Below are 12,129 nucleotides of genomic sequence, written 5' to 3'. Positions count from 1 at the left end.
GGCAACATGGATGGCGACTGACACACCGCTTTGGCGAGCAAGCCCGCTCCCACAGGGTCCGTGGTGTGTCAGGCAATTTCCGGGGCGGTGGCGTAAGCCTGTTCCAGCAACACGGTGAAGCGGTTGAAGGCGTCGATGGCGCCTTGGTCCAGTTCGGCCTCCTGCGCTGTACTGAGCTCCAGTTCATCGAGGGTTTTGACGAAGGTTTTCCAGCCTTGGGCGCGGCCGCCGGCGGGTTCGCCGAGGTGGCGGGCGCCGAAGTTTTCGCTCAGGCCCAGTCCGACGGCGCGCTTGATCAGGAACGCTGCGCCCAGCTTGGACCCTTCCGAGACGAACAACCAGCCCAGGGCTTGAGCCTTGCTCGGGTTGCCGAGTGCTCCGGCCACAGGTGCGGGTACTTCGGTGTCCAGATCCGCCAGGTCTGCCTTGGCGGCCTCGGCGCGGCAACGAGCCGGCAAGTCCGGGACGATGGCCGTCAGTTCGGCGTCGTTGTACAGCGCCACCAATTCCGACTGGAACAGGTACTGCGCCACCACGAAACGGGCGAAACTGCCCAGGGTTTCAAAGGGGGCGTGGGCTTTGACCAGTGCGTCGAGTTTGCAGTGGGGTTCGTGGGTGATCTGGTTCAGGCGTTGCGAGCGCAAGGCCGGGCGTTGAGCCGTGTCCTGAGTGGTCATTGAAGATCCTTGAGAAAGAGAAGTACCTGGTAACGAGACGAATGAACTGACGCCGGACAGTAAAAAATCCTGCTGCGCGACTTCATCGAGTCGCACAGCAAGGGGGCGCAGTCAGATATCCCAGATCAGATTGACGGCGAAATTGCGGCCCGGTTGGGTCAGTCGATCAAGGTTGGCCGGTTGCGTCACCGAGGCCTCACCCACGCTGTCGTAACCGCGCACGTCATCCCACAGCCAGTACTTCTTGTCGGTCAGGTTGTAGACGCCGCCGCTGAGGGTTACGTCGTTGGTCACCCTGTACCAGGCGCTCAGGTCCATCACCCCGAAGCCAGGGGTCTTGAACTGGCTGCTGACGCCGTCCGGGGACTTGAAGTTGCTGTCGTCGACGCGATCCTTGCGCTTGACCAGGGTCCAGCTGAGCAGGCCGCCGTAGTTGTCCTGGTCGTAACCCAGGCCGAACACGCCGGTCAGCGGGTTGACGCTGTTGATCGGCTCGCCGTTGTCGTTGTTGCGACCGTAGGCATAAGCCACCGAGGCCTGGGTGTAGAGGCCCTGCGGCGCGCCAAAGGCGTCGAGGTTCAGGCGGCCTTTGACCTCCGCGCCCTTGATGGTGGCGTGCTTGATGTTGGCGCTCTGGAAAGTCGGTTGGTCATAGCCCGGGGTCACGGCGTCTTCGTTGATGAAGTCGCGGTACTTGTTATAGAACACCGCCACGTCGAAGGAGCCCTGCTCGAAATTGCCGCGCAGGCCGGTCTCGTAGCTCTGGCTTTTTTCCGGTTCCAGGTCCGGATTGGGTTCCACGCGATAGCCGGTCGCGGTGTTTTCGAAGCGTCCGTACAGTGCCTTCGCGGTCGGCGTGCGGAAGCCTTCGGCGTATTGCCCGTACCAGGTGTAGTGGTCGTTGAAGGCGTAGGTCAGGCCGAATTTGGGCGAGACTTTGTGCCAGGTCTTGTTGTCGTCGCTGACGGTGCCGCGACCATCGGCGGAGACCGTGTTGAGAAACGCCTGGGTGACGTCCGGCTTGAGCTGGGTGTAGTCGTAGCGCAGGCCCGGCAGGAAGGTCCAGTCGTTCCAGCTGATCTGGTCCTGGGCGAAGATGCTGTAGGTATTGATGGTCGGGTCGGGGAAGTCGCTGGATTTTTTCAGCACGTCCGTAGTACTGATCGCGCCGATGGCGGTGCAGCCGCGACCGACCGCCAGGCAGGTCCCGTTACCACTTCGTGAGCCGGTGACTTTCTGTTGCTTGATGGTGGTGCCGTAGGTCAGCAGGTGTTCGGTGTCACCGACGCTGAAACCCTTGTCCAGTTGCGCGTCGAATACCCACTGCTTTTCTTCGTAGACCGTGTCCCGGGTACGCAGCACCTGACGGGTGATCGGGAAGTAAAACTCGGCAGTACTTTCGTCGGTCTTGGCGATCTGGTGGTTCAGGCTCCACTTGACGTTGTCCGCCAGCAGGCTGTCGAGGGCGAAACTGTGCTCCAGGCCAAACCGTTCGCGGGTAATGGTGTCGTTACCGGTGCGCCACTGGTACATGCCGCCGGGCAGTACGCTGGCAGGGAGGGTGGGGGCACCTGCGTTGAACGGGCCGCCATAGGCGCTTTTCTGATCGGTGTCGCGGTCGTCCTTGTACTTCTCGTAGACCAGGCCCAGGCGTGCGTCGTCCTTGTAGTTCCAGCCAACCTTGGCCAGCACGTTGCTGGTGCGTACGTCTTCCGGGTTGGCGGCGGTGCGGGTCAGGCCGGTGCTGTTGTTGCTGCCGAAGGATTCGGTCTCGTGACCGTCGCGCTGGCTGTAATGCAGCAGGCCGTCGAACTGGTCGGCACGGCCGGCGACGGTGGCGGATTTGAGCCAGCTGTCGTCGGCGGAGCTGTAGCCGGTTTTCAGGCGGGCGCCGACATCCTGGCCGGGCTTGATGATGTCATCAGGGTCGAGTGTGAAGTAGCTGACCGCACCGCCAATGGCGTTGCTGCCGTAGAGCACCGAAGCCGGCCCGCGGAGGATCTCGACGCGTTTGATGATTTCCGGGTCGACATAGTTGCGCTGGGTCTTGGCGTAAGGGCCGTTGAAGAAACCGTTGGGGATTTCCACGCCATCGATCTGGGTCAGTACGCGATTACCGTCGATGCCGCGGATGTTGTAGCCGCTGATCCCGCCACGGGTACCGGCACCGCCCACCGAAACGCCGGGTTCGTAACGCACCAGTTCCTTGATGGTGTTGACGTTGTGGCGGTCCAGCTCTTCGCGGGTGTGAACGCTGACGGTGCTGGGTACGCTGTTGACGTCCTGTTCGTTACGGGTGGCGCTGATGGTCACTTGCTGCAGGTTCAGGGTACCGGCGCTGGTGCGGCGTTCCAGCACAATGTTGTTGCTGCCCAGTTTGCGATAGCTCAGGTCGGTCCCCACCAACAGGCGATCCAGGGCTTTTTCCGGCGCCAGTGAGCCGCGCACGCCAGGTGAGTCCATGCCTTGTGCCAGTTCGGCCGAGTAACCCACTTGCCAGCCTGTCACGCTGGAAAACGCATTGAGCGCCGATACCAGGGACTGCTGGGGAATGGCGAATGCGTAATCGCCCCTGTTTCGGCTTGGCTGTTCAGCTGCTGTGGCGGCCATGAGCGGGGCTGTGCCGGCCATCAGAATGGCGGCGGTCAGCAGCGACAATACGCGTGAAGGTGAAGGGGACTGGCGGGTGAGGCGAGAGGACATCGATAGCGCTCCGTGTCGCACGAATCTTTATAGGTGCTGATTGGCATCGAGGATGCGAATCAATTGCATTGGCTATAACGAGACGTACGACGCTCTGCTATCGAGTAAAAATAATGCTCATTCAGTTCAAAATGACCAGCGCCGGGTATTCCATGAGCTTGGCCGAGGTGATGTGGGCCAGCGAACGGACCACGTCCAGTGGCTGGTCGAGGCGATAATTTCCGGTCACGGCAACATTCGCCAGTTGCTCGTTGTTGTTGATGATCCAGCCCGGGTAGTAGCGACGCAGTTCTGCCAGCACCTGGCTCAACGGGCAGTTTTCGAACACCAGTCGACCCTGGACCCACGCCAGGTCGGTGGTGGCGTCGAGCTTGGCCGGACGATCGAAACCGTTGGGGCCGATGCGGATGCTTTCGCCCGCCGTCAGGCGCACCCGCTTGTCGTCACCGGTGGTGCGCAGGTCAACATCCCCTCGTTGCACTCGAACCTGGGCCACGCCATCGAGGTAACGCACGGCAAATGCGGTATCGCGGACACTGGCGGTCACCGGCCCGGCGTCGATCTCCAGCGGCTGCCCGCGATGGGGCTGCACCTCGAAAAACGCCTCGCCCTGATACAGGCGAGCCACCCGCTGCCGATCATTGATGGTGCTGGAAAACGCCGAATTGGTGTTGAGCAGCACCTTTGAGCCGTCCTCCAGTTGCAGGCGCTGGCGTTCGCCCACGACCGTCAGGTGATCGGCCTGCAGGCGCAGCGGCAGATTGCTGAAACTGAACAGACCGAGGATCAGCACGGCGGCGGTGGCCAAGGGTTTCCAATGCGGGCGCAGGCGTGACAACAGCGTGACTTTGGCAGGACGCGACGCCAGGTTTTGCGCGCATTGGCTGACCTGCGGACCGTTCCATACCGCCTGCGCCCGCGCGAACGCATCGGCGTGGGCCGGGTCGGCGGCGAGCCAGTGGTGGAATTGGCGGGTCTGTTCTTCGCTCGGGCTGTCCAGCACGATCAGCCAGTCCAGGGCCTGGTCCATCGCCTCGGCAGTGTCCTGCGCCAGCGAGGGCGAAGGGGAGCGGTGGGTGTCCGTCACGGTGTTTCCTCGGCAGTGTCTGTGCACGGCTGTTTTATGAGTGAAGCGCAAAAGAGGGGCAAGGGTAGCCCTGATGAACAATGCCGTCGAGGCACGGGGGGCTCAGTGGCCGTTCACCCGCTCAGCTACGCCCATGCAGATCGTCATGATCAATTTCAGTTCCTTCTGCACGGTACTGAGCGAGACGCCGAGTTTTTCGGCGATCTCCAGATAGCTGTGACCGTGCAGGCGACTGAGGATGAAGATTTGCTGCTGACGGGCACTGAGTTGGCTGAGGCGCACGTTCAATCGCTCGAGCAGTTGTTCGGCGTGGGCTGCATCCTCGGCGCTGCTGGCGGGGGCGGCGACGCTTTCGACCACATCCGGCGGCACGTCGTCGACCATGGTGCGCGAGTGAATGCGCCGCGCACGCAAATGGTCCAGGGCCAGGTTGCGGGCGGTCTGGAAAACGAAGGGTTCGAGGTGATCGATGGCCCGCTCGCTGAGCGCGCGGGTGACCCGCAGGTAGGTCTCCTGCAGGAGGTCCTCGGCGGTGCTGTGATTGTTGACCATCCGCTCCAGCGTGCGCAGCAGAGAGATTCGCTGGTTGATGAAGACGTCGTTGAAGCGCGATTGACTCACGGGAGGACCTGATCCATTTCGAGCAAATGATAATGCTTATCATCCACCTTGCTGGTCAAGTCCTGATTTGTGAAGGCTTACACACGACCCTGCAGATACGTCGCGTAATCCGGAATGCGGTGCGAGTGCGCCTGATCCATCAACGGACTGCTCAGCAGGTAGTCAGCGGTGCATTCGTTGGTGGCCACCGGGATGTTCCACACCGCCGCGACCCGCAACAGTGCCTTGATGTCCGGGTCGTGGGGCTGCGGCTCGAACGGGTCCCAGAAGAACACCAGCATGTCGACCCGTTGCTCGGCGATCCGCGCGCCGAGCTGTTGGTCACCCCCCAGGGGGCCACTGATCATGCTTTCCACGGGCAGGTCCAGACGTTGTTGCAATAACAAACCCGTGGTGCCGGTGGCGACCAGTTCATGTTGGGTGAGCCGGTCTTTCTGGCGTTCGGCCCAGTCCAGCAAAAACGCCTTGCAATGGTCATGGGCGACCAGGGCGATACGCTTGCGCGCCGCCATGGTCTTTTGCGTGAAGCTGATACCGATCATGGGGGTGTTCCACAGGCGATTGGCGACAGGCGCAGGTTTATTCTGCGTTACACAACGCCAGGCAGTTATCCAGCATGCGGTTGGAGAAGCCCCATTCGTTGTCGTACCAGGCCAGCACCTTGAGCAGCTTGCCGCTGGATTTGGTGTGGTTGGCGTCGAAGATCGACGACAGCGGGTTGTGGTTGAAGTCGCTGGAAACCAGCGGCAGCGTGTTGTAGCCGAGGATCTTCGAGTGCTGGCTGGCGTGCTTGAGCAGTTCGTTGACCTCTTCGGCGCTTGCTTCCTTTTTCAGCTGCACGGTCAGGTCCACCAGCGACACATTGATCACCGGTACGCGCACTGCCATGCCGGTCAGCTTGCCCGCCAGTTCCGGCAGCACCAGGCCGACGGCTTCGGCGGCGCCGGTCTTGCTAGGGATCATGTTCTGGGTGGCGGAGCGGGCGCGGTACGGGTCGGTGTGGTAGACGTCGGTCAGGTTCTGATCATTGGTGTAGGCGTGGATGGTGGTCATCAGGCCACTCTCGATACCCAGTTCGCGGTGCAGCACCTGGGCCACCGGGGCCAGGCAGTTGGTGGTGCACGAAGCGTTGGAGATGATCTGGTGCGACTGGCGCAGAATGTCGTGGTTGACCCCGTACACAACGGTGGCGTCGGCGCCTTTGGCCGGGGCCGAGATAATCACTTTGCGGGCGCCGGCGGTGATATGCGCGGCGGCTTTGGCGCGGTCGGTGAACAGGCCGGTGCATTCGAACACCACGTCGATCTTTTCCGCAGCCCATGGCAGGTCGGCCGGATTGCGGATGGCGCTGACCGCAATGCGGTCGCCATTGACGGTCAGGCTTTCCTGATCGTGCTGGACATCGGCATCGAACGTGCCGTGAACAGTGTCGTATTTGAGCAAGTGCGCATTGATCGCACTGTCGCCAAGGTCGTTGATGGCGACGATTTGCAGATCCTGACGGTAGCCCTGGGTATAAAGTGCGCGAAGGACATTACGGCCGATGCGGCCAAAACCATTGATTGCGATTCGAAGAGTCATAAATCAGCGCTACCGTCGTTTTGTTGTTGGAATTACAAGATTATTCGCAAAAAAATAGAAAACAAGCCTTTTTGATGGCAATATTTTGTTCAATCTACAACGAGTGACCTGAATCAACTGGTCCAACCGATCAAAAAACCGTCCGTCATCCCATCGACATCGGTGTTTGATCAGCATAGACAATCAGGTCGCCACATCCGTTAGCCTGGAGTTCTACACATGCATCCCCGCGTCCTTGAGGTCACCGAACGGCTTATCGCCCGCAGTCGCGCCACGCGTGAGGCTTACCTTGCACTGATTCGCGGTGCGGCCAGCGACGGTCCGATGCGCGGTAAGCTGCAATGCGCCAACTTCGCCCACGGCGTGGCCGGTTGCGGCAGCGACGACAAGCACAGCCTGCGGATGATGAACTCCGCCAACATCGCAATTGTTTCGTCATATAACGACATGCTCTCGGCGCACCAGCCGTATGAAGTCTTCCCTGAGCAGATCAAAAAGGCCCTGCGCGAGATCGGATCGGTCGGCCAGTTCGCCGGTGGCACCCCGGCCATGTGCGATGGCGTGACCCAGGGCGAGCCAGGCATGGAACTGAGCCTGCCCAGCCGTGAAGTGATCGCGCTGTCCACCGCCGTGGCCCTGTCCCACAACATGTTCGACGGCGCGCTGATGCTGGGCATCTGCGACAAGATCGTCCCGGGCCTGATGATGGGCGCGTTGCGTTTCGGTCATCTGCCGATGATCTTCGTGCCGGGCGGGCCGATGGTCTCGGGCATTTCCAACAAGCAGAAAGCCGATGTGCGCCAGCGCTACGCCGAAGGCAAGGCCAGCCGCGAAGAGCTGCTGGAATCGGAAATGAATTCCTACCACAGCCCCGGCACCTGCACCTTCTACGGCACCGCCAACACCAACCAGTTGCTGATGGAAGTCATGGGCCTGCACTTGCCGGGCGCGTCCTTCGTCAACCCGAACACGCCGCTGCGTGAGGCCCTGACCCGGGAAGCGGCGCATCAGGTGACGCGTCTGACCAAGCAGAACGGCAACTACCTGCCGATCGGTGAAATCGTCGACGAGCGTTCGCTGGTCAACTCCATCGTCGCCCTCAACGCCACCGGTGGTTCCACCAACCACACCCTGCACATGCCGGCCATTGCCATGGCGGCAGGCATCCAGTTGACCTGGCAGGACATGGCCGACCTCTCCGAGGTGGTGCCGACCCTGAGCCACGTCTACCCGAACGGCAAAGCCGACATCAACCACTTCCAGGCCGCCGGCGGCATGTCGTTCCTGATCCGCGAACTGCTGGACGCCGGCCTGCTCCACGAAAACGTCAACACCGTGCTCGGCCATGGCCTGCGCCGCTACACCATGGAGCCGTTCCTCGACAATGGCGAACTGGTCTGGCGCGAAGGCGTGACCGAGAGCCTCGACGAAAGCATCCTGCGCCCGGTCGCTCGGGCGTTCTCGCCGGAAGGCGGCCTGCGGGTGATGGAAGGCAACCTTGGGCGCGGGGTGATGAAAGTCTCGGCCGTGGCCCTGGAAAACCAGATCGTCGAAGCCCCGGCCATGGTGTTCCAGGATCAGCAGGATTTGGCTGACGCGTTCAAGGCCGGTTTGCTGGAGAAGGATTTCGTCGCGGTGATGCGCTTCCAGGGCCCGCGTTCCAACGGCATGCCGGAGCTGCACAAGATGACGCCGTTCCTCGGCGTGCTGCAGGACCGCGGCTTCAAAGTGGCCTTGGTCACCGACGGGCGCATGTCCGGCGCGTCGGGAAAAATCCCGGCGGCCATTCACGTCAGCCCCGAAGCTTTTGTGGGCGGCGCTTTGGCGCGGGTGCAGGAGGGCGATATCATCCGCGTCGATGGCGTCAAAGGCACCCTGGAGCTTAAGGTGGACGCCGACGAATTCGCAGCGCGCGAACCGGCCAAAGGATTGTTGGGCAACAACATCGGCACCGGTCGCGAGCTGTTCGGTTTCATGCGCATGGCCTTCAGCTCGGCGGAGCAGGGCGCCAGCGCCTTCACTTCTGCCCTGGAGACGCTTAATTGAAACTGGCTTTGGTCGGTGACATCGGTGGGACCAACGCACGGTTTGCGTTGTGGAAAAACCAGCAGCTGGAATCGGTCCAGGTGCTGGCAACGGCCGACCACGCCAGCCCGGAAGAGGCGATCAGTCTCTACCTGAGCGGCCTGGGCCTGGCGCCGGGCGCGATCGGTTCAGTGTGCCTGTCGGTGGCCGGTCCCGTGAGCGGCGATGAATTCAAGTTCACCAACAACCACTGGCGCCTGAGCCGCAAGGGCTTTTGCCAGACCTTGCAGGTGGATCGCTTGCTCCTGGTCAATGACTTCTCGGCCATGGCCCTGGGCATGACCCGTTTGCAGCCCGGCGAATTCCGCGTGGTCTGCGAAGGCACGCCGGAGCCGTTGCGCCCGGCGGTGGTGATCGGCCCGGGTACTGGACTGGGCGTGGGCACCTTGCTCGATCTGGGCGAAGGGCGCTTTGCCGCCATGCCGGGGGAGGGCGGTCACGTCGACCTGCCCCTGAGCAGCCCACGGGAAACTCAACTGTGGCAGCACATCTTCAATGAGATCGGCCATGTCAGCGCCGAAACTGCGTTGAGCGGCGGCGGTTTGCCCCGGGTATACCGGGCGATCTGTGCGGTGGATGGGCATGAGCCGGTGCTCGATACCCCGGAGTCGATCACCGCCGCCGGCCTGGCCGGTGACCCGGTTGCCCTGGAAGTGCTGGAGCAATTTTGCTGCTGGCTCGGCCGTGTGGCGGGCAACAACGTGCTGACCACCGGTGGACGCGGCGGTGTTTACATCGTTGGTGGGGTGATTCCGCGCTTTGCCGATTTTTTCCTCGAGAGTGGTTTTGCCCGGTGCTTCGCCGACAAGGGCTGCATGAGCGATTACTTCAGGGGCATCCCGGTGTGGCTGGTGACGGCGCCATATTCCGGGTTGATGGGCGCAGGTGTGGCGCTCGATCAGGCGTGAAACGGGATCAAAGGTGGGAGCGGGCTTGCTCGCGAAAGCGGAGTGTCAGTCGACAATTGTGTTGAATAACACACCGCTTTCGCGAGCAAGCCCGCTCCCACCGTTGTTTTGTGGTGTTTGCCGTTTCGGTGCATCAGGCATAATCCGCCCCATTCAAACCACAAGGACGCCGCCCCCGTGAGCTCAGTCAGGTCGATATTGCTGGTCGATGACGATCAAGAGATACGCGAGTTGCTGGACACCTACCTGACCCGTGCCGGTTTCCAGGTCCGCACCACCCCCGATGGCGCCGGTTTTCGTCAGGCGCTGAACGATGAGCCCAGCGATCTGGTGATTCTCGACGTGATGCTGCCGGACGAGGACGGCTTCAGCCTGTGTCGCTGGATTCGCCAGCACCCGCGTCGCGCCCAGGTGCCGATCATCATGCTCACCGCCAGTTCCGACGAGGCCGACCGGGTCATCGGCCTGGAACTGGGTGCCGACGATTACCTGGGCAAACCTTTCAGCCCCCGTGAACTGCAGGCACGCATCAAGGCGCTGTTGCGCCGTGCGCAGTTTGGTCAGGAGCGTTCCGGCAGTGAAGTGTTGGCCTTCGATGACTGGCGGCTGGACATGGTCAGCCATCGGCTGTTTCACACCGATGGCGAGGAGGTGATTCTGTCCGGTGCCGATTTCGCCTTGCTGAAGCTGTTCCTCGATCACCCCCAGGAAATCCTCGATCGCGACACCATCGGCAATGCCACCCGTGGCCGGGATCTGATGCCCCTCGATCGTATCGTCGACATGGCGGTCAGCCGTTTGCGCCAGCGTCTGCGCGACACGGAAAAACCACCCCGACTGATCCGCACCGTGCGCGGCAGTGGCTACCAGTTGGCAGCCAATGTGACCGCCAGCAATGGTCACTGAGTCCTTGCGCAAGCTGGCTCGGCGCGTGCCGGTACCGCGTTCGCTGCTCGGGCGCATGTTGCTGCTGACCCTGCTGGCGGTGTTGTTCGCCCAGGCGCTGTCAAGCGCGATCTGGGTGTCGCAGCTGCGCGCCACGCAGCTTGAAGGCCTGGTCACCAGTGCCCGCAGCCTCGCCCATTCGATGACCGCCAGCGTCAGCTATTTGCGCTCCCTGCCGGTGGCCTATCGCCCGCTGGTGCTCGACCAGTTGCGCAGCATGGGCGGCACGCGGTTCGTGGTGACGCTCAACGACAAGCCCCTGGGCATGGAAGTGCTGCCGATCACCCCGCGCAAGGCGGCGGTGATGACCGCCGTGGACGAAGTGCTGCGCCAGGCCCTCGGGCATGACACGGACATTTCGGTGTCGTTCGTCAGCCCCGAAGACCTGCGGATCTTCAACGGCGGCCTGAAGCTCGACGAGTTGCCGCGCTCCTGGGCGCACTACGCACTGACCCTGGAGCCGATCAACCCGCCGGTGCTGGTGACGCAGATCCAGATGGCCCCCGGCGAATGGCTGTACATCGCCTCGCTGCTGCCCGAGCCCTACACCAGCCTGGAGGAACAAGGCCTGCCGGCGCAGCAGATGTGGTTCATCGTCCTCACCAGCGGCTTTTTGCTGTTGTTCATCGGCCTGCTGGTGCATTGGCAGAGCCGGCCGCTCAAGCGCCTGGCACGGGCGGCGCGGGACCTGTCCCTGGGCGCCGACGTGGAGCCGGTGGCGGAGGGCGGCGGCAGTGAAGTGGTGGAAGTGGGCCGTGCCTTCAACACCATGCGCGAGCGCATCAGCCGTTACCTGACCGAGCGCAGCCAGTTGTTCAGCGCGATTTCCCACGACCTGCGCACGCCCATCACCCGCCTGCGGCTGCGGGTCGAACTGCTGGAAGACGAAAAGCTGCAAGCCAAATTCGGCCGCGATCTGGATGAGTTGGAGTTGCTGGTCAAGGGCGCGCTGCAATGTGTGAAGGACACCGACATTCACGAAAACATCGAGCCGGTGGACCTCAACCATGTGCTCGATTGCCTGGTGGAACCGTACCTGGCACCCAACGGCAATGGCCGCGTGACCCAGCAGGGTCGGGCGTTGCTGGCTTATCCCGGCAAACCGCTGGCGCTCAAGCGTTGCATCGGCAACCTGATCGACAACGCCCTGAAGTACGGCCAGAACGCGCACCTGCACATCGACGATGATGACAGGGCGTTCGTGCTGCACGTCGACGACGAAGGTCCGGGGGTGCCAGAGCAACGGCTGGAGCAGGTGTTCGAACCGCACTTTCGATTGTCTGGTCAGCAGCAGGGGTATGGCCTGGGGCTGGGGATCGCCCGCAACATTGCCCATAGCCATGGCGGTGAAGTGAGTTTGCAGAATTTGCGCGAGGGTGGGTTGAGGGTGACGCTTCAGTTGCCGCGCTCCGCCGATTAACGCCAAGCCTGTGAATTGACATGCGCCCTGTGGCGAGGGAGCTTGCTCCCGTCGGGCTGCGAAGCAGCCCCAAAAGCAGGACTGCTGCGCAGTCCATCGGGA

General features: G+C 62.3%; 10 protein-coding genes. 4 read left to right on the top strand and 6 right to left on the bottom strand.

Annotated elements, in window-relative coordinates; all coding sequences use genetic code 11:
* Positions 1-68 precede the first annotated feature (68 nt).
* The 6 genes from B0W55_RS26250 to gap all read right to left on the bottom strand — a co-directional run bounded on the left by B0W55_RS26250 (position 69) and on the right by gap (position 6,669).
* Positions 69-677: a biliverdin-producing heme oxygenase gene (locus tag B0W55_RS26250; RefSeq protein ID WP_077048829.1), complete on the bottom strand. Its 609-nt coding sequence runs from the start codon at positions 675-677 to the stop codon at positions 69-71.
* A 111-nt stretch (positions 678-788) separates the two neighbouring features.
* Positions 789-3,380 (bottom strand): TonB-dependent receptor, encoded by a 2,592-nt coding sequence (locus B0W55_RS26245; protein ID WP_077048828.1) that lies wholly within the window; start codon positions 3,378-3,380, stop codon positions 789-791.
* A gap of 121 nt (positions 3,381-3,501) precedes the next feature.
* Positions 3,502-4,467 (bottom strand): FecR domain-containing protein, encoded by a 966-nt coding sequence (locus B0W55_RS26240; RefSeq protein WP_077048827.1) that lies wholly within the window; start codon positions 4,465-4,467, stop codon positions 3,502-3,504.
* A 102-nt stretch (positions 4,468-4,569) separates the two neighbouring features.
* Positions 4,570-5,088: an RNA polymerase sigma factor gene (locus tag B0W55_RS26235; RefSeq protein WP_077048826.1), complete on the bottom strand. Its 519-nt coding sequence runs from the start codon at positions 5,086-5,088 to the stop codon at positions 4,570-4,572.
* A gap of 77 nt (positions 5,089-5,165) precedes the next feature.
* Positions 5,166-5,630, bottom strand: coding sequence for a methylglyoxal synthase (locus tag B0W55_RS26230; RefSeq protein WP_077048825.1), 465 nt, complete (start codon positions 5,628-5,630; stop codon positions 5,166-5,168).
* A gap of 37 nt (positions 5,631-5,667) precedes the next feature.
* The gene (gap, locus tag B0W55_RS26225) at positions 5,668-6,669 is read right to left on the bottom strand and encodes a type I glyceraldehyde-3-phosphate dehydrogenase (protein WP_077048824.1); all 1,002 of its coding nucleotides are present in this window, start codon (positions 6,667-6,669) and stop codon (positions 5,668-5,670) included.
* A gap of 219 nt (positions 6,670-6,888) precedes the next feature.
* Between gap and edd the strand changes: the two genes are divergently transcribed.
* The 4 genes from edd (at position 6,889) to B0W55_RS26205 (ending at position 12,027) form a co-directional block, all read left to right on the top strand.
* Positions 6,889-8,715 (top strand): phosphogluconate dehydratase, encoded by a 1,827-nt coding sequence (gene edd / locus B0W55_RS26220; protein WP_077048823.1) that lies wholly within the window; start codon positions 6,889-6,891, stop codon positions 8,713-8,715.
* Positions 8,712-9,662: a glucokinase gene (locus tag B0W55_RS26215; RefSeq protein ID WP_077048822.1), complete on the top strand. Its 951-nt coding sequence runs from the start codon at positions 8,712-8,714 to the stop codon at positions 9,660-9,662. The genes edd and B0W55_RS26215 overlap by 4 nt, the downstream gene beginning before the upstream one ends.
* A gap of 177 nt (positions 9,663-9,839) precedes the next feature.
* Positions 9,840-10,568, top strand: coding sequence for a response regulator (locus tag B0W55_RS26210; protein ID WP_077048821.1), 729 nt, complete (start codon positions 9,840-9,842; stop codon positions 10,566-10,568).
* On the top strand, positions 10,558-12,027 hold the full coding sequence (locus B0W55_RS26205; RefSeq protein ID WP_077048820.1) for an ATP-binding protein: 1,470 nt from the start codon (positions 10,558-10,560) through the stop codon (positions 12,025-12,027). Before B0W55_RS26210 ends, B0W55_RS26205 begins: the two co-directional genes overlap by 11 nt.
* Positions 12,028-12,129 lie beyond the last annotated feature (102 nt).

Origin of the sequence: Pseudomonas sp. KK4, from assembly GCF_001984065.1 — a bacterium.
Lineage (GTDB): Bacteria > Pseudomonadota > Gammaproteobacteria > Pseudomonadales > Pseudomonadaceae > Aquipseudomonas.
Note: the sequence above shows the minus strand (reverse complement) of the source record. Positions and strands in the feature narration are given on the sequence as shown.